At 47.0% G+C, this 18,768-nt stretch carries 16 protein-coding genes; 8 read left to right on the top strand and 8 right to left on the bottom strand.

Features of this window, described 5'->3' with window-relative positions; translation table 11 throughout:
* Positions 1 to 23 precede the first annotated feature (23 nt).
* On the top strand, positions 24 to 1,412 hold the full coding sequence (locus ACYVGR_RS21790) for a Gfo/Idh/MocA family protein (RefSeq protein ID WP_460960603.1): 1,389 nt from the start codon (positions 24 to 26) through the stop codon (positions 1,410 to 1,412).
* Positions 1,413 to 1,528: 116 nt separating this feature from the next.
* Here the strand turns inward: ACYVGR_RS21790 and ACYVGR_RS21785 are convergent, their stop codons facing one another.
* The 5 genes from ACYVGR_RS21785 to ACYVGR_RS21765 form a co-directional block, all read right to left on the bottom strand.
* A complete protein-coding gene (locus ACYVGR_RS21785) occupies positions 1,529 to 2,725 on the bottom strand; it encodes an OmpA family protein (RefSeq protein WP_460960601.1) in 1,197 nt (398 codons plus the stop codon).
* A 38-nt stretch (positions 2,726 to 2,763) separates the two neighbouring features.
* Positions 2,764 to 3,375 (bottom strand): hypothetical protein, encoded by a 612-nt coding sequence (locus tag ACYVGR_RS21780; RefSeq protein WP_460960599.1) that lies wholly within the window; start codon positions 3,373 to 3,375, stop codon positions 2,764 to 2,766.
* Positions 3,376 to 3,410: 35 nt separating this feature from the next.
* Positions 3,411 to 3,665: a Txe/YoeB family addiction module toxin gene (locus tag ACYVGR_RS21775; protein ID WP_460960597.1), complete on the bottom strand. Its 255-nt coding sequence runs from the start codon at positions 3,663 to 3,665 to the stop codon at positions 3,411 to 3,413.
* A gap of 2 nt (positions 3,666 to 3,667) precedes the next feature.
* Entirely contained in the window at positions 3,668 to 3,922 is a 255-nt protein-coding gene (locus ACYVGR_RS21770; RefSeq protein WP_460960595.1) for a type II toxin-antitoxin system Phd/YefM family antitoxin, read from the bottom strand.
* A 63-nt stretch (positions 3,923 to 3,985) separates the two neighbouring features.
* On the bottom strand, positions 3,986 to 5,836 hold the full coding sequence (locus tag ACYVGR_RS21765; protein ID WP_460960593.1) for an ABC transporter ATP-binding protein: 1,851 nt from the start codon (positions 5,834 to 5,836) through the stop codon (positions 3,986 to 3,988).
* Between the two features lie 292 nt (positions 5,837 to 6,128).
* On the opposite strand from ACYVGR_RS21765, the gene ACYVGR_RS21760 reads away from it, so the two are divergent.
* From ACYVGR_RS21760 to ACYVGR_RS21730, 7 genes are all read left to right on the top strand, one after another.
* Entirely contained in the window at positions 6,129 to 7,451 is a 1,323-nt protein-coding gene (locus ACYVGR_RS21760; RefSeq protein WP_460960591.1) for a hypothetical protein, read from the top strand.
* Positions 7,420 to 8,505: a hypothetical protein gene (locus tag ACYVGR_RS21755; RefSeq protein ID WP_460960589.1), complete on the top strand. Its 1,086-nt coding sequence runs from the start codon at positions 7,420 to 7,422 to the stop codon at positions 8,503 to 8,505. Before ACYVGR_RS21760 ends, ACYVGR_RS21755 begins: the two co-directional genes overlap by 32 nt.
* Before the next feature lie 408 nt (positions 8,506 to 8,913).
* Positions 8,914 to 10,806: a hypothetical protein gene (locus tag ACYVGR_RS21750; protein WP_460960587.1), complete on the top strand. Its 1,893-nt coding sequence runs from the start codon at positions 8,914 to 8,916 to the stop codon at positions 10,804 to 10,806.
* 100 nt (positions 10,807 to 10,906) lie between these two features.
* On the top strand, positions 10,907 to 11,206 hold the full coding sequence (locus ACYVGR_RS21745; protein WP_460960585.1) for a helix-turn-helix transcriptional regulator: 300 nt from the start codon (positions 10,907 to 10,909) through the stop codon (positions 11,204 to 11,206).
* Between the two features lie 40 nt (positions 11,207 to 11,246).
* Positions 11,247 to 12,551: a thioredoxin family protein gene (locus ACYVGR_RS21740; RefSeq protein ID WP_460960583.1), complete on the top strand. Its 1,305-nt coding sequence runs from the start codon at positions 11,247 to 11,249 to the stop codon at positions 12,549 to 12,551.
* A 72-nt stretch (positions 12,552 to 12,623) separates the two neighbouring features.
* Positions 12,624 to 13,178 carry a low affinity iron permease family protein gene (locus tag ACYVGR_RS21735; protein ID WP_460960581.1) on the top strand — a complete coding sequence of 185 codons (555 nt, stop codon included), beginning with the start codon at positions 12,624 to 12,626 and terminating at the stop codon, positions 13,176 to 13,178.
* 159 nt (positions 13,179 to 13,337) lie between these two features.
* Positions 13,338 to 15,365: a PAS domain-containing sensor histidine kinase gene (locus ACYVGR_RS21730; protein WP_460960579.1), complete on the top strand. Its 2,028-nt coding sequence runs from the start codon at positions 13,338 to 13,340 to the stop codon at positions 15,363 to 15,365.
* Between the two features lie 45 nt (positions 15,366 to 15,410).
* Here ACYVGR_RS21730 and ACYVGR_RS21725 read toward each other — a convergent pair whose 3' ends face one another.
* From ACYVGR_RS21725 to ACYVGR_RS21715, 3 genes are read right to left on the bottom strand one after another with little or no spacing between them, the layout of a single operon-like run.
* On the bottom strand, positions 15,411 to 15,992 hold the full coding sequence (locus tag ACYVGR_RS21725) for a biliverdin-producing heme oxygenase (protein WP_460960577.1): 582 nt from the start codon (positions 15,990 to 15,992) through the stop codon (positions 15,411 to 15,413).
* 18 nt (positions 15,993 to 16,010) lie between these two features.
* Positions 16,011 to 16,442 carry a response regulator gene (locus ACYVGR_RS21720; protein ID WP_460960575.1) on the bottom strand — a complete coding sequence of 144 codons (432 nt, stop codon included), beginning with the start codon at positions 16,440 to 16,442 and terminating at the stop codon, positions 16,011 to 16,013.
* 3 nt (positions 16,443 to 16,445) lie between these two features.
* Entirely contained in the window at positions 16,446 to 18,686 is a 2,241-nt protein-coding gene (locus ACYVGR_RS21715; protein ID WP_460960573.1) for an ATP-binding protein, read from the bottom strand.
* Between the last annotated feature and the right edge of the window lie 82 nt (positions 18,687 to 18,768).

Genomic DNA, 18,768 nt, shown 5'->3' with positions numbered 1-18,768 from the left:
TTCTGACGTAAACAACCAACGTTATGAAACCGATTGATCGTTTAGTGGCCACGCTCGTTGACAATGCTGAGCTGGCTACTTTATCGCGCCAGGATTTTCTTCAGTTCACAGGCCGTAGTCTGGCCGTTGGCGCATTAGGCAGCACGTTAGTTGCCTGCGACAAGAAATCCGAAGCTACGAATGCTTCTTCAGCCGCTAGCACACCCAACGGCTCTGTCCCCAAGCTTCCGGCCGTCTCTCCACCTGCCGATGTTCCTGCTGATCCCAGTAAACCCATTGAACTCGAACAGATAAAAGCGAAAACTGAGCAGCAGGAAGGTCCTACACCCACGCCAATGGCCGCAGACAAGCGTATTGGCTATGCGCTAGTTGGTCTCGGCCACCTTACGCTCAACCAGATTCTGCCCGCTTTCGGAGCTTGCACCAAATCAAAAGTAGTGGCCCTGGTGAGTGGTAATCCCGAAAAAATGCAGAAAGTAGCGACCCAATACGGTGTCAAAAAAGAGAGCTGTTATAGCTATGCCGACTACGATAAACTGCGCGATAACAAGGAAGTTCAGGCCATTTACATTGTATTACCCAACGGCATGCATGCCGAGTATACGATTCGGGGGGCGCAGGCTGGTAAGCATATTTTATGCGAAAAGCCGATGGCCAACTCGGTAGCCGAATGTCAGGCAATGATCGACGCCTGCAAAAAGGCGGACCGTAAGCTCATGATTGCCTACCGGATTCAATATGAACCGCACAACAAAATGGTGCGCGATATGGTACAGAAAGAACAGTTTGGCAAGGTGAAAAGCATCATTGCCAACAACGGTCAAAACTCTGACAATCCTAAGCACTGGCGGTTCAATAAAGCCTTGGCGGGTGGCGGTTCACTGCCTGATGTAGGCTTGTATTGCCTGAATACAATTCGGTTTGTGCTGGCTGAAGAACCTACGGAAGTTATAGGATACGTACACAGTACGCCCAACGATCCACGTTTCAAAGAGGTTGAAGAACAGGTAAATTGGTTAATGAAATTTCCGAGTGGTGTGCAGGCCAGTTGCGGTACCAGTTATGGTCACCACGATGATAAAAGCTATCGGGTACTTGCCGATACAGGTTGGATTAAGATGGACCCCGCTTTTCCGTATACGGGTCTAAAGCTGGAAACGAGTCAGGCACAGGGTACAGAAAACCAGATTATCCAGCACAATATTGCCGACAAAGACCACTTCGCTACCGAAATCGATCATTTTTCGGCATGTTTGCTGGAGAATAAAACGCCTTTTACACCTGGCGAAGAAGGACTTCAGGATCAGAAGATCATGGAAGCGATTTACCAATCAGCCCGCGAAGGCAAACCCGTGAAACTGGAGACGATAACAAAGAAAGATGCGTTCAGAGGGCCGGAACCAACTGTTTGACCGCGCGGGCGGCCCCGCCAGGATTTTTGTGATTTAACTGACTGACTATGATTATACTTCCAGAAGAGGTGAAAAAGAAAATCATAGTCAGTCAGTTAAATCACAAAAATCCCGGTTTAGATGACCACAAACTCCACTCGCCTATTCTTCTTCCGGTTTTCTTCATTATTGTTGGGCGCTATGGCGTCGATAGAGCCACGGCCAACGGCTTTTAGGCGAGTTTTCGGAATGCCTTTGTTAACCAGATAATCGATAACGGCCTGGCATCGGTCGCGGGAGAGTTTTACGTTTAGATCGAAATCACCCTGGTTATCCGTATGACCACGAATTTCGATTTGCATGGACGGATTTTCCAGTAATACAGCTGCCAATTGGTCGAGTTCGGGGGCTGATTCCGGGCGCAGTACAGGAGAGCTTTGGTCGAAGTAGATATTCTTAAGCGGGATGGCTTTCCCCTTTTCAAGGGTCCCGAAGGACTTATTCATAACGGCTGGCATCTGTAGATTACTAGGGAGAGCGGGTGCCTTCAACGCTGGTTTTGCAGCCGGGGTTTCTACATAAGTCGTCTTCGCCGATTTAACTACTGCTTCGGGTAATGCCTGAGCCTGGGTAGCGTCGGGCACTTTTTTAGGCGTTAACATCACCCGAGCTTCACTCTGTACACTATCTAACCGGATAGACTTTGTAAAATCGCCATAGCCATTAGCAGAGCTGGTTAGCAGATAGGTCCCTCTACCCGGCAGGTCTGTTTTAACCAGACCAGTCGCAGAATCGGGAGTTAACAAAAGCGTTGTCGTGCCAACTTTCCCTGAGATCGTAAAATGAGCATCCGGTATCAGTTTATTCGTCCGGCTATCAACCGCCCAAACGGTTAGTTTGATAGTCGCTGGGTCTAACTGAGCATCAAATTCGTAACGATTACCTGCCGACGATAGGGCAATGGTCATACTTCGAAAAACGGTTGTATACCCCTCACCACTTACCTCAATAGCCAACACATCGGCCCCAGTAAACACGCGTTCCAACTGCCCGTTTACCAGCGAAAACTGCTGCGTTTTGCCCGTTGCTCTGGAAGTTATTTTGGCGATAGCCGATGTCAGAGGTTTACTAATGTCGACCGCAAAGGCCTTGATCGTCAAAACACTAGGCTTTACATTTCGTCCAGAGTCAGCCGGGATAGCCATCACCGGCCTGACATTGGGTGATGCTTTGATACGTGAATAATCGACTTCTCTCCTTTGGCCCATACAAAGCCCCGCAAACAGTAAATACACTACTGTAACCAAAACTATCTTGCTGTTTGGGAGGGACATCCGTTGACTGTTTAATTACTTACAACTCCTCTTTTAGCTTAATGATGAGCTGTGGTCGATGCAGGCGGGTTGATCATGATGTGCGCCCGGTGTGTGCCAGGGTCCATAATCCAGGGCATGCCCGGTGCTTCGGGTTTTAGGGGTAGTCCCGTACTTTCGGCGGTAGCGTAGGGAATGTATACCACATAACGTAAGTATCCCTCTTTTACTTCGCCAGTTGTTGCATCATAGTCTCCCTCCTTTGCGGTATAGGAAAATAGAGTCGATGGGTGCGTTGGCATCATCAACTTCTTATCCTTAACCTCCTGCTCACGCATAGCCAGGATTTCGGCGGGCTTTTTGCCATCTTTTTTCAACACTCTTCCTCGTTCCATAAACGGGTCCAGATCGCGGTGGTAACAGGATACACTTAAACCTTTCTGAGCGGGATCATCGGCCAGACAAACTAATTCATTCGTACCTTTCCGCAGCACAACAAATTCATTTTTAGGCGAATAGCCGTACACAGTGGCTCCATCTCGCTTATCGGCTGGCGCGGCTAGAACGGCGGCTTTAATTTGACTATCGGGCGCTGGGATCATGGGTGCCTGTGCTAATGCAGCCGTTAATGTTCCTTGTAAAGCGATGAAGGTAAGGAGGCTAGTTTTCATGATTAATGGTTTTAGGATTGATGGCGCTAGGCTAATCAGTAATGAAATCGACACTGGATAATATGAAGTCGATCTGCTTCAACTCGGTAAACAAGCCGATGTTCATCAGTAATTCGACGTGACCAAAAACCAGATAGATTTTCTTTCAAAGGTTCCGGTTTGCCTTTCCCTTCAAAAGGCGTACGCATGCATTCTTTAATGAGTTCATTAATCCGTCGAAGTACACTTTTCTCTGTCTGCTGCCAATAAATACAATCTTCCCAGGCATTCTTATCCCACGACAAAGTCATCGTTAGTCTTCAATCAGATTATGAGTTTCGTATTCGTCCCGATCAGCACGTTCAAGCGAACTTATCAAGCGGTTACGGTTCTTTTCCGAGCTTAGTAAATGAAGAGTCTCTTTTAGAGAGTTATACTCTTTTAATGATATCAGTACAACGTTTTTATTTTCACTACGGTTAATAATTACAGTATCGCCGTCATCGCTAACCTGATCGAGTTTCGCTTTCATCGAACGCCGAAACTCTGTATAATTGACAACTTGCATAAGTAGTTATGATTTATGTACAATTTTACGTACTTATTTAAAACTTTACAATCTCATTTCGTCTTACTGATACCCCCGCGCCTGTAAGCCAAACAATTCGGCGTAGCGGCCGTCTTTCTCCAATAGTTCATAATGGCTGCCGATTTCGAGCAAGGTACCATTTTCCAGAACCAGAATCCGATCCGCCATACGAACCGTGCTGAATCGGTGCGAAATAATGACCGACGATTTACCTTCGGTCAGTTGGGCGAAACGCTGAAAAACTTCGTACTCCGCGCGGGCATCGAGAGCGGCTGTGGGTTCGTCGAGAATAATGAGCTGGGCGTCGCGCATATATGCCCGACCAAGCGCCACTTTCTGCCATTCTCCACCTGAAAGCTCAACGCCTTTCCCAAATGAGCGTCCCAGTTGCTGGTCGTAGCCCCCAGCTAACTTGGCAATTACGGTATCGGCCAGACTCCGTTGCGCCGACGTTTCGATACGGGGCTGGTTAGTTCGTTGATCAATATCACCCACCGCAATATTGACGCCGGCCGACATTTTAAACCGTGTATAGTCCTGAAAGATGACGCCGATGTTACGACGGAGTTCCATTAGGTCGTACTCGCGCAGGTCGTAGCCATCCAGCAAAATTCGGCCTTCGGCAGGATCATAAAGTCGGGCGAGTAGCTTGACAAGTGTGGTTTTGCCAGCGCCATTCTCCCCTACTAATGCCAGTTTTTCGCCTGCCTGAAGCATGAATGATAAATTACGCAACGCCCAGCGCTCAGAATTCGTGTACTTAAATCCAACATTCTCAAAAACAAACCCTTCACGGATTGGATTAGGGAAAGCGCGTACCGTTTTCGGTGAGTGGATCAGCGGCTTGATGGCGAAATAATCGAACAGATCCTGCAAATAGATCGCTTCCTGCGTCAGACTGCTAAACTGGAGTAGAATTCCTTCCAGCGAACCTCGCACCTGCCGAAATGACCCCGCCAGAAAGGTTAGGTCGCCCAGCGAGATTTGCCCACTAACCGCTCGCATCACGATCCAGACATACGCCCCATAATAACCCGCCGTTCCGAGTGCAGTCAGTAACGTTCCCCAACTGGCACGACTAATGGACAATGACCGATTCTTCAAGTAATACTCCCAGGATAATGACCGAAAGCGATCAATCAGAAAATTAGAGAGACCAAAGATTTTAACTTCTTTGGCAGTTTCGTCACTGGCTCCAATGTACCGTAGGTAATCAAGTTCACGCCGTTCGGGTGTCCAGGAGCGGGAGAGTGAATAACTTCGTTGATTAAAGTAATTATCGCCAATAAACGAGGGCGTTACAGCGACTAAAATCAGCAGCAATAGCCAGGGGTTGTACACAGCCAGACCAGCTGCCAGAAAACCCACCGAAATCAATTCCTGCACCTGACCAAATACGCCAGAAAGCAGGACCGTGCGGCCTGTTGTCTGACGTCGAGCGCGTTCGAGTTTATCGTAAAACGTAGCATCTTCAAACTGCTCCAGATCGAGTGTTGCCGCGTGTTCCATGAGCCGAATGGAAATCTGATTAGCAAACAAATCGCCCAGTAAGCTATCCAATAGAGATACCGCCCGTCCCAATGCATTTGACAGGATAGCCAGTCCAAATTCGGCGCCAACCAGCCACCATAAATAGGTTGTATCTTCGGTAGTGGTATGCCGGGATAGCGAAACGACCTGGTCGATAATCAGCTTGCCAACGTAAAGGGTAGCCGCCGGAATAGCGGCTCGTATAAGTCGCAAAGCAGCGTTACCAAGAAACAAAACGGGCGATACCTCCCAGACTAACTTGAAAAATGCGGGCAGATTACCCAACGCTGCGAAGCGTTCGCGCCAACTTACTTCTTCCTTATTATCAGTGGAATTAGGTGTAAAAATTGCAGACTTTGCCATATCTAAAAAGACAAGGCTTATTGGGGATTAGTTCATCTGAGCTGACTTATGGCTTAGGCCTAATTATGCTATCAGTCAATTATAAAGTGTATTTCAACCTCGACTATTTCTTACCCGTTCGAGTGAGTAGTTTCCAAATGAAGAATCTCTGCCAATCATCGTTTCTGAAATGACTGGAACTATATCAAACTAACAGCTTAGTCACTTTTAGCTTTTTTTTCGTCTAAGACCTATATCTGGTGTATTAGTAAGTAGATGTTACTACGCCAATCCGCACACTTATTAGGCTTTTATGAATACACGGCTTCTTTTGCTCAGCTTGCTTAGTCTATTAATTTTATTCGTTACTGCTTGTAAAAAAAACGATGATCCCAACGATCCCAATTTTGCGATAGCGATTCCCGACCCAGCCTTTGAACAGGCCCTGATCGACCTGAAAATAGATACTAAAAAAGATGGGAAGGTACTCTTCTCCAGCACGCAGAGAGTAACCAGTCTGAATCTGTACAACAAGGGAATAAGCAGCTTGCAGGGGCTGGAAAGCTTTGTCTATATAACCAGCCTGGATTGTTCGCAGAATAATCTGGTGTATCTGGATGTACATACCAATACCGCACTAAAAACGCTGGAGTGCAATGGGAATAAACTGATAGACCTGGACGTCAGTAAATTGACAATGCTCAATCGATTGGGTTGCAGTGAAAACAAGTTGACTAGTCTGGATGTCAGCAAGAATACGCAACTCACTCATTTAGCCTGCTCAGCCAACAATCTAACCAGTCTGGATATTAGCCGAAATACATCGCTAACACTCGTACATGGAAATGCCAATAAATTCACCAGTCTGGATTTAAAGAAGAATCTCTTACTGAGCATTTTAGCCTGCGCGGATAATAACTTAACTGGCCTCGATATCCACGCGAATACAAGGCTGGTTTATTTAGACTGCAAAAACGCCAACCTCACCAGTTTGGATGTGACCAAGAATGAGCTCTTAACTGAACTCTATTGTTCTGGCAACAACCTGGGCACTCTGGACATCAGTAAGAATAAAATCCTGACCGATTTAACCTGTTCGTCCACCAAGCTAACCCGACTGGATATTACCCGAAATACGATCCTGGCAAACTTGTATTGCGATAACAATCAACTGACTGCTTTAGATATCAGTAAGAATACCCGATTGCTCATTCTGGATTGCAAAAACAATCAGTTAGACAGTCTTAATTCGAGCAGGAACACCATGCTGACTCAATTATTTTGCTCGAAAAATAAGTTGAAGATACTGAATATCAGCAGCAATAAAGAGCTTCTTAGCCTGAATGGTGGCGACAATAAGCTGGATAGCCTTAATGTCAGTAAGAATCTAAAGCTGACGAGTTTGTATTGTTCCAGCAACAAAATCACGAATCTGGATGTCAGCAAGAATACCGCGTTAACCGAACTGTATTGCGCTAACACAAACCTGACCAACCTCGACCTAAAAAACAATCCACTGTTACAATGGATGTCGTGTAACAACAATACGATTCAATTTATCTGTGTAGCTGACCTCGGCAACGTAAAACCTACCTGGCTCAAAGATGAGTCAGCTACGTATCGGGTTTGCCAGTAATATCAACTTTCTACCACACACCTGTTATCGGCCTATGTCTACCCGAATTCTCCTGTTTACGCTGGCGATCTTACTGAGTTTAGTTGTCCTATCCTGCAAAAAAAGTGATGATCCAGAACCCAACCTCCCACCAGCCGCCTTTACCGTAACGCCCAAACCAACTAGTATTGGTAACGATGTAACATTGACCTGGACCAAGGCCAAAGACCCCAACGGCGATCGGGTTACCTATATGGTAGTATATAAGGATACGTTAGCTCGAAACCTCTCCGATACCACCTACACGATTCGTAATGTAGGTTACAATAATACCATAGCTGGGGTGGTGATTGCCCGCGATAGCAAAAAAGCCTCGACATCGGCATCGTTCAGTCTGACAATTGGCGTCGAACCTTACGTAGCAATTCCAGACACAAACTTTGAGAAGGCGCTCATTGATTTAAAGATCGACACAACACGCGATGGACTACTTCGAGGAACGAATGCTCAAAAAGTAATCAATCTGCCGCTTGCCAATAAAAACATAAGTCGCTTGCAGGGTATTGAGGCTTTTATCAGCTTAAAAACGCTCGATTGCTCAGCCAATAACCTAAGCAGTCTGGATGTGAGCCAAAATACTGCTCTGACTAAATTGTATTGCAACGCCAATAAATTGACCCGTCTGGATGTAACCAAGAATGTCGCGCTCAACGAATTGGATTGTTCTGCGAATAGTCTGACGAGTCTGGATGTGAGCCAAAATACAGCACTCACTCTATTGGGTTGCACTAAAAACAACCTGACTTCCCTAAACATCAGCACCAATACCAAACTGGCCAAATTGTACTGTACCAATAACCGTTTAACCAGTCTGGATATCAGTAAGAACAAAGCCTTAACCGTGTTGTGGTGCTTCTCCAACACCCTAACCGAGCTAGACTTACGAGCCAATTCACTGTTACAGGTGTTGCAATGCTTTGGCAATAAAATCCAGACCATTTGCGTAGCCGACCTCACCAAAGTCGCAACCGATTGGCAGAAAGATATGTCGGCGACATATCAGGTGTGTAAGTAATCAACTAGTAAGATTTGTTTAGGAGAGAACAGACCCGTCTGAACAAAATTGGCGGGTCTGTTTTTAGGGTGAAGTCTAGCTATTAAATAAATCTCCTTTAGTCAGCAGGATACGTAGCCCTTTCCAAGACAAAGTAGGTAGTATTGGCAAATGATTACTAAATCAGCCAGGCTAGTGAAATCCATTGTCCAACTCCTTGTACTACTTTTAGCGCCTATTCTGGTGTGCTCCCACATTTCTTATGGGCAACCATTCGTTCAGGAAGTTGCGACCTCCTACACAGTTGAAAACGGACTTCCTAAGGGAAGAATAACAGCGATATCACTGATAAACAATGCCCCTCTGGCTTTCAGCAATAACAAAATTTACGAGCTGTCTGGACATACCTGGCGGTCAAAAACAGGCCATATGCCAGCCAAATCAGCAACTGGATTGACTCAAATCGAGGGAGTAAAAATCCTTTCTTCGGCTACGTATCAAAACCGGTTGATCGTAGGCACCGCCAAGGGATTATATCGTCTGACGGGAAAAAAAATCGAGCGTATGATGCCCTCAAACGAAACATACAATTGGGCCTTACGCCATGTTTCGGTGGTAGTAGTCGATTCCAGAAACCGCTTGTGGTTCGGTGCGGAAGAAGGGGTGGGCTATCTGGATGGAACACACTGGCACCTGTTTACAGGCAAAGAAGGGCTACCCTATAATCAGTTCACCTGTGGAGCCGCTGCACCAAATGGGGTAGTCTGGTTTGGCACCACCAAAGGGGCAATCAAGGTCGAAAACGATTTTTTTAGATATCGGTTTAGCCAACGCTGGCTTCCAGACGACGTTGTTAACGGCATCGCTGTCGCCAAAGACGGAACAGCCTGGTTTGCCACGAACAATGGCGTAGGTCAGATTAAACCCACGCTTATAACCCTGGAACAGAAAGCCGATTATTTCACCCAGCAAGTTGAGCAACGACACAACCGCATGGGTTTCATAGCCCAAAGTCATCTGAAAAAACAGTTTGCTATTGAGAGTTGGGAACACGCTATTTCAGACAATGACGGTATGTACACCGCCATGTACGGTGCAGCCCAAGCCTTCCGCTATGCAGCAACGGGCAATTCACAAGCCAAAGCACTCGCAGATCGATGTTTCAAATCCTGCAAATGGCTGGTGGACATTTCCCACGAACCGGGTTTCCCCGCCAGGGTAATTATTCCGATCGACTGGCCTGAGCCTGTCAACGAGCAGTATGGAAACGAATACAATAAACGGCATCAGCAATCCGATCCGATGTGGAAAGACATTTACCCCCGATTTCCCACAAGTAAAGACGGAAAATTTAGGTGGAAATGCGATACAAGTTCGGATGAGCTGGCTGGGCATTTTTTCTTTTACGGAATTTATTATGACCTGGTAGCCAAAACCGACGAAGAGAAAAAAGCCGTGCAGAATGTGGTTCGTGCCATAACCGATCACCTGATTCGCCACGGATACAAACTGGTTGACCATGACGGAAAAGTGACCCGATGGGGTGACTTTTCACCGGACTATTTCAATTCGGTTTATGGATATGATCAGCGTGGACTAAACTCTATGATGATGCTATCGTTTCTTAATGTTGCCAGGCACGTAACCGGTGACAATAGGTATGAGCTTGAAGCAGACAAACTACGAAAGCAGTACAATTACCATATTTCCGCCCTTCACCCAAAAGAATATTTCCCCCCAGAAAATGTAGTTCCCTGGGACAATAATCTTTGCCTGATGAGTCTCTACGGGTTGATTAACTATGAAACTGACCCATCGTTGTTACTCATGTACCGCCAGGCGCTGGAAACCGCCTGGTTACATATCAGTAAGCAAAAAAATGCCTTTTGGGATGCCATTTATCAATCATTGGCCAATAAGTTTACCCGTCTGGCCGATCAGAAGTACTTTCAAGGCAAAAACCTCTTTCCCGAAAACCACCTGTATGCTCCTTCTGTAGTCCAACGCTGCTACAAAGCAGCAAACAACCCAACCTTTATTCTTGAAAATCTTCAGAAAATCCCGCTGGATTTAATTGGTTATACCATGGACAATACCCACCGGTTAGATGTTGTTTTTGACCCTACTCCTGGACAAGATCCCACCAAAGGTTGGCGTACCGATGGCTATGCCCTGCCAATCGATGAGCGTGGACACGTAAGGCAGGATCGTGACGGGTTTGCCCTCAGGTTATCAGAAGGAGATGGAAATGATGAACATGAAGGGACGTTTTTCCTCTTACCCTATTACATGTCTGTCTATCATAAACTCATTCAGCCCTAAGACGCCAGACTAAATTCTTGACTCTCATACCATTCATTTAATTAATTGCCCCATATCAAAAACGTCCTTAGCGGCCAGTGATATCGACAAAGTCCTTGTCGTGAAAACATTACTTGACCGTAGTCCGTTGGATACCTATTCGCTTCTGCAACTGGCCCGCTTTGTCGGGTTGAATGACTACAAACTCAAGAAAGGATTTCGGGAAGTAGTAGGCCATACCGTATTCGGTTATTTTAACGACCTTCGTATGCCGTACGCTCACCAGTTAGTATGCGATAGTAGCTTTACGATTGGCGACGTAGCGACCAAACTTGGCTACAGCGAAACCCACCACTTCTCGTCGGCTTTCAAACGAAAATTTGGTTATTTACCAAGCCAGCTAGCCAACAAAAGCAGATAATGTTCTAACTTCTTCCGATTACACATCAATACGATTTTATATGCCATTGCTCGTTTCACGGTTAATTTTTTGCCTGCTTCCACTTCTGACCTTTAGTTCAATTGCCCAAGATGCTACTCATTTAGCTGCTGAACCAGGGGGCATCTCGTTCTTTAAAGGCTCCTGGACCGAAGTACTGGCTGAAGCCAAACGCCAGAACAAGCCCGTGTATATAGACATCTATACAACCTGGTGCCCACCCTGCAAACGCATGGCCAAAGAAGCATTTCCAAACCCAAAAGTAGGGGCGAAGTTCAACGTGCACTTTATCAATTACCAGCTCGATGCCGAGCGGGGCGAAGGTGTTCAAATCGCCAAACAGTACGCTGTGGCAAGTTATCCAACGGCCTTGTACATCGATCCCAATGGAACACTGGTCCACCGGGCGGTAGGCTATCCGGGCATCAACGGCATGATCGATCAGGCCGATCATATGCTGGCTTTATCGCAACTACGAACAACAGTTGCCAAGGGCGATCGTGATTATGTTGATGGGAAGCGTGATCCCGATTTCCTCAAAAAATACCTAATTTCCCTTCAGGCACTTAATCGGCCTATCGACGATGTGCTCGACGCTTATCTGGATGCACTGCCCGAACCAGAACGGGTAGCCAATGAAACGATAACATATATAGCGGAGAAATTACAATCGTCAACAACAAAGTCGTTTGATTTCCTGATTAAAAATCGACCTTCTATCCTCTCATCCGACCCAGCGAAACGGAATCTGGCAACACCGGTTTATCGTGCCTTGTACCGTGCGCTCTCCAACGATTTCAAACAGGCAGAACTCACTAACGATGAAGCACTACTTGAAAAAGTTATTGTAAACAACGAACGGAATACGGCTTCCGGCAATCCATTTTTCGTTCGGCAGGAGGCTCAGAAACAGGAAGCAGCCAACGACTACCGGTTGAAGTTTTTCAAGCAAACTAAAAACTTCGCAAAATATCGGGCGCTAGCGGGCCCAATTGCGCAAAATCAATTGATGAGTCAATCGCTGGATAGTTTGCGAAAATTGGATTCGACAACAGCCTTACGCGTAAAAACGATGATGGTTGTTATCCCTGACTCAATCCGGAACAAAATAAATGCGATTGAGCAGCCAGCCAGCAATCGGCTGATGTCGTGGAAAGTATCACATTCACTGCATGAAATTGCAGATACCTATCGTGAGTTGGGAACATCAGCAGCAGACTTGGAACAAGCGTTAACCTGGACTGAACGATCGATTGCACTGTATTCCGCTCCTGAGTATTTGGCGACGTATAAAGCGCTTCAGAAAAAGCTTGGCCGTCACGATTGACCATTTTAATCTCAGAGAGCGCAATGGATTGACGATTTAGAGAGAACTTACCTCTTTTAATTCGTTTATCGTATGAACTCCAGTCGATTCACCAAATTCTTCGAGAAATTTGCTTCCAAAGCAACCCAGGCTACCGGCTCTTCCTCAGCTTTTTTGATAGCCTTACTAACCATTATTATCTGGCTCGTTACCGGCCCCGTTTTTGGCTACTCCGACACCTGGCAATTGATCATCAATACGGGTACAACGATTGTCACCTTTCTGATGGTGTTCCTGATTCAGAAATCGCAGAATAAAGATTCGCTGGCAATGCAGATCAAACTGAATGAGCTTCTTGCCGTGAATCGAAAAGCGAGTAATCGGCTGTTGAATGTGGAAGACTTGACCGAACAGGAACTCCACGCTCTACACCGGTTCTTTGGCGAATTAGCTGCCAAGGCCAAAACCGAAGCGAGCCTGTCCGAATCACACTCGGTGGAAGAAGCCGAAGAAATCCATAACGATAAAGTGGAAGTTCTGCATGAACGGCAGGCCGCTCGCAAGGCCGAAAAACGAGCGGGAAAGTTGCAAAAAGAAGCTGAGAAAAAGGCAACAGGCAAGACACCCCCAACCAATAAAAAGCTCTGATTTACGGCAGTCATGGTGGTTAGCACACCTATTTTCAGACCTTATTGGGTATAATGACAGATATATGATAATTTTATCAGAAGTTATACCCAAACAGTCCTGTTTAAAAACGGGTTTATTACTACCAGAGCCCATTTCGGCTTAGGGCTCATTTACTGTATGAATCAGCTGCCCGCTGCTCCGTCAACGACACTTCCGCCCCATGAAGAAGCGTTATTGCGACGTTCTTATGATCACTTACAAACAGCCATCAGCATTGGTCTGATTGCGACTTGGTTTTGGGATATTGGAAATGATCAGCTATTTGGCGACCGAAATCTACTGCGGCTTTTTGGCGTAGACGAAACACAGGGCCAGAATGGGCTTCCCCTAAGCACATTCACCAACAAGATTCATCCCGACGATCAGGCGCGGGTTATTTTGCTTATTAATGAAGCCATCCAGTTAGGCCATACGTATGAAGCAGAGTACCGAATTATTTCTGAAAATTCAGAAGACCGATGGGTGCTTGCCCGTGGTCGATTGAGCTATAATGAGCAAAACCAACCGCTCACGTTTTCGGGTGTACTGATTGACGTCACCGATCGAAAACGAATCGAAATGCGGTCGCAGATGACCGAAACCAGCTTACGACTTGCCGTAGAATCGGCCCGAATTGGCACCTGGGAGTTTTATCCGCTTACTGGCGAGTTGATCTGGTCAGATCGCTGTAAGGAGTTATTTGGCCTGCCTGCTACGGCCAGGATCGACTACAGTGTGTTTTTACAAGGCCTTCATCCCGACGATCGCGAGCCAACCGACCAGGCGGTAAAAGACGTGCTGCAACCGGACAGCAATGGGATTTTTATGTATGAGTACCGAACCCTGGGCATAAAGGATGGCCAGCTTCGCTGGATTCGTTCCAGAGGGCAGACATTCAAGAATAACCAGGGAGTTGTTGAGCGGTTTATTGGGACAGTGGTCGATATAACTTCCGACAAGGAGAATGAAGTCCATCTGCAACAACTCGTACACCAACAAACTCAGGATCTGGAGCGTCAGGCCCATCAACTACGGACTACCCTCGATGCGTCAATCAACAGCATTATAGCCATGACGGCGATTCGGGATGAAACCGGCACGATTGTCGATTTCCTGATGCATACCGCTAATGCAGCGGTTGTCCGAAGCAACGCCATGCAGCCCGAAGAACTGATTGGGCGAACCTTGCTGACCGTATTTCCGGGTAACCGGGAAAATGGTTTTTTCGATCTCTATGTACGCGTTGTCGAAACGGGCGAGCCGGGCCAAAGCACACAGTATTACCGTGATGAATTAGGACTAGAAGGCTGGTTTGAAGTATCGGTCGTTCAGCAGGACGGCGATAATGTCGTGGTCACGTTCAACAATATTACCGAGCGAAAGAAAGTTGAGCTGGCTGCGCAACAACAGGCCATTGACCTCAACAAAGCCAACGCTGAACTTAAACGCTCCAACGAAAGCCTACAACAGTTTGCGCACATAGCGTCGCACGATTTACAGGAGCCGCTTCGCCGTATTCAGGCGTTTAGCGACTTGCTGAAAGGGCAATTTGCCGATAATCTTTCCGATGGCGAGCGAGACATGATCCGTCGAATTCAGCGTTCGGCCCATCGGATGCAAATGCTGGTTAAGGATTTACTTACTTATTCCAAGCTTAGTACCCAACGCGAACCCTTCACAACGGTTGCCCTAAACGGTGTTCTTGAAGATGTGGTCAACGATCTGGAAATGAGTATTACGGAGAAAAAAGCGACTATCGACATTGGCCCACTACCCAAAATTTCGGGGAGTTCGTCGCGGCTACGACAGCTTTTTCAGAATCTGATTGCCAACGCGTTAAAGTTTGCCTCGCCGGGCGTATCATCCGTTATCAGCATTCGTTCGCGCATGGTTCAACCCGACGAATTGCCTGCGCAGATACAAGACGTACACCCTTATCCTTTCTGGCTCATTACCGTAACCGACAATGGTATTGGCTTCGATGAGCGGTACAAAGATCGAATTTTCAGTCCTTTTCAACGGCTGCACGATCCGGCGACCTACAGTGGTACAGGCATCGGGCTAGCGATTTGTCAGCGGGTTGCGGAGAGTCATGGAGGGGCTATTGATGTCGCGAGCCAGCCCGGTGAAGGATCAACCTTTAAAGTGTTCCTGCCCGTTCTCTAGATGATTACATACGCCATATCTCCAAGATATGGCGTATGTAATCATCTAGAGAACGGGAAACTGACTGCGTTGAAAAATAGTCTGATAATCGATAAAAGCCTGACCAGCAGCCGACACTACTTCATCGGCGTGAGCTTCTCCTTCGCGCGTCACGAAAGTGCCAAAATTCTTCCAGTTGCTTCCAATAGCCGGTCCATACCCCTGATAAAATCGAGCGTTTGTCAGGAGCGGTAGAATAGCCGGATTTTTCTGTAGTAACCGCCAGATTACAGTTCCGCCCAACATCGACCCTTCCCCAACATAAGCCGCGCCCAGCAAGGAAACCGGCGACCAATCAGCAAATAACTCAGGCATAAGCTGCGGCACTGACTCATTCAAATTGGCCAAATCGTCCAGCAGCCAGGCTGTTTTCCGACGCATAGCAGGCTCATAGTCTTTAAAAAACTCAGTGTGACGATCAATAGCCGTTTCAAGCGCCTGATGGAATAGGAAATGGGTGCGGAGCAGATGACTATATTCCTCTACTGAAAGCGTTCCGTTTTGTAAGGCTTTGGTATAAAACTGTTGTTCGGTCTGTTCGTGTAGGAGACGGGTTTCGTTCCGCAAACGCTCTAATAAAGTGCTCATTGAGGCTGTTGAGTAAATCTATTTCGTATCGATTCGGGTATTGTTCTCAAGCCAGAAATCGCACAGTTTACTAAGTAAGGTTCCGGTGGCCTGATAACTACCTGGTTTCACGATATAGGCATTCACACCGGCCTCGTACGCTGACTTTATATCGCGCGGGCTATCGGATGTGCTAAACGCAACGATAGGCACAAACCGGGTTCGATCGATGGAGCGAGCTTGCTGTATAACTTCGACACCGCTCAGACCACCCAGATTCAAATCCAGCAACACCAGTTTAGGCAACGAATGTGGTTGGTTTTTATAGCGTCCCTGGCCCGTCAGATAATCGACAGCCTCGGAGCCACTGTCCAGAACAGTGTACGTAAACGGGCGATTCAGCTTCTGCATCAGGCGACTGAATATGTCCGCATCGTTCGGATTGTCTTCAATATATAATACGTCAACCATGAGCTAGGCGTGTGTCGTCAGTGGAAATGCAACAGAAAACGTGGTACCCCGATCCGGTTCACTATGAAACCAGATTTTGCCCTGATGCCGGTTAATGATCCGCTTCACAATAGCCAAACCAACGCCGGTGCCTTCAAACTGACGGGCGTTTTCCAATCGCTTGAATAAATCAAACACCTTACCAGCTTGCTTCATATCGAAGCCGATGCCATTATCTTCTACCGAATAAATAACCTCATCGTCTGTTTGCCGGCCATTCACGTGTATAACTGCTTTGGGAGTCAGTCTGGTATATTTTGCTGAATTCCCAATCAGGTTTGTAAATAATTGCAATACCATGGTTGGATCGGCCGAAATGGCTGGCGTCTCTCCAATGTCAATCTGTAAAGACCGATCTTTAGCTGTTACCATAATTTCCTCCCGGATGCCTTCCAGCAGTTGACGCATATCGACCTTTTCAGTGCTTAAATCGGTGCGTCCCATCCGCGAATAGTACAGAATGTGCCGGATGAGACTCCGCATTCGATCCGTCGAATCAATGATTTTCTGAAACAGAGCCTGCGCATCGGGATTTAGTTCTGTTCCGTACTCTTCCAGCAAAATTTCGGAGTAGCAGCGAATCGACGATAAAGGTGTTCTCAAATCATGCGATACGGTGTAGCTAAAGGCATCCAGTTCTTCATACGCTACCTGTAAACGCTGATTCAGTAGCCGGATTTCATTCGCCTGTCTTGTTACAACCTGCAAAATATCTTCGCGCAACTTAACAACAGCCCCTATTTCGGCTTCGCTCCAGGGACTCGATGTATTGCGTACAATTTCGGTCCAGGCCGCAAAACTCGTTCGGGGGTTGATGCGCTGCTGTCCATCAGACGTAATCGTAACGGGCTTATCGGGATTACCCGCCCAGGTAACTTCCTGGATCTGCTCAGGCTTAAACCAGAATACATATTCCTTCAACTCCCGCGACAACTCAATCGCCAGCAAGCCAGCACCTACATCCCGAAAGCTTTTAGCCGGAGGATACAGACTTGGAAGTTGACTGGTTTCCAGAAATGTTTCGGTGTCGGTTGTGGGGAGCCAATCCGCCAAGGCCCGAATATCAGCTTCATCGGGTGTCTGGCCCAGTTGGTAAACTTTGTCATTGAACACTAAGGCAGCACCGGTTGCCTCGGTCATGTTCAGCACTGTTACGGACGATTTGACTAGTGCCCGCACAACGTCGTCCGTAAGAATTAACTGCTCGTGAAGCCGCTGTCCATTTTGGGTGTATTGCAGCAGGTTTGTCTTGTCTTCTTCATCTTTACGAAATTCTAAAGCTGCCGAGAGTAATTGGCTGACAAACTTAGCCGCCTGCCGAGCCGGATAATCGACAAAACGGGGTGTTGTATTGTGGCATGAAATCAGCCCCCACAATTCACCCCGATACATCAGCGAAATACTCATGGATGCCTGCACACCCATGTTCCTCAGGTATTCAATATGAACCGGTGAAACAGCTCGTAGCACCGAATGCGTAAGATCGAGCGGGCGATCGCTGGGCCAATCTGAATCAGATAGGATTTTGGATGGCGTACTGGTTGCATCGGCAATTAATCGCACCAAATTGATTTTATATAATTCGCGGGCCTGCCGAGGAATATCCGAAGCCGGATAATGCAAGCCCAGGTAGGATTCTAACTCATCGTCTTTTTCTTCGGCAACTACCTTACCATGCCAATCGGCACCAAACCGATACACCATGACCCGATCAAAACCAATAATCGTTTTTACACGCCGGGCCGTATTCTGAAGCAAGTCGGCCAGGGTCCGGCTCGACTGCACTTCCGTTAGCGCCTGCGCCAGTAATTGCTGATTAATCAGCGCATTCCGTTCATCGCCACTGGGTTCCCATTCGAGCAGAATAAGCCCTAAATATTGGTGAATAATCAGATTCCAGATTTGTCCATTCAGGGTTACCCGGTTTGGATTCATGGTATCCCACGAATCATTGCGGCAACCTACATTCAAGAGCTCTACCAGTGTGTTTCCTGGCACATTTGTCTCCGCCAACAGCGCCTGTACAGGCTGCCCCAGCAACTGAGTCGGTGCAATGCCAACCAGCTCAGCGATATTATCACTGACGTGTACAATGGTATAAGTATCGGGCTGAATAGCAACTAAATACCCATGCGACTGGATATGGCCGAGAATATGAATCGGCTCCCGCTCACAGTTTGTCAGATCAACAGGTAATGAATTCATTGAGTACTTTCGGGTAGTTAACTACCAATAATAGCTGATATCGTTCAGTTAAGAGGTCGGCGCAATAGTATGCAATATAAGC

It is taken from the genome of Spirosoma litoris (assembly GCF_054776755.1).
The sequence above is the reverse complement of the archived record's forward strand: the minus strand, read 5'-3'. Positions and strand labels throughout refer to the sequence as shown.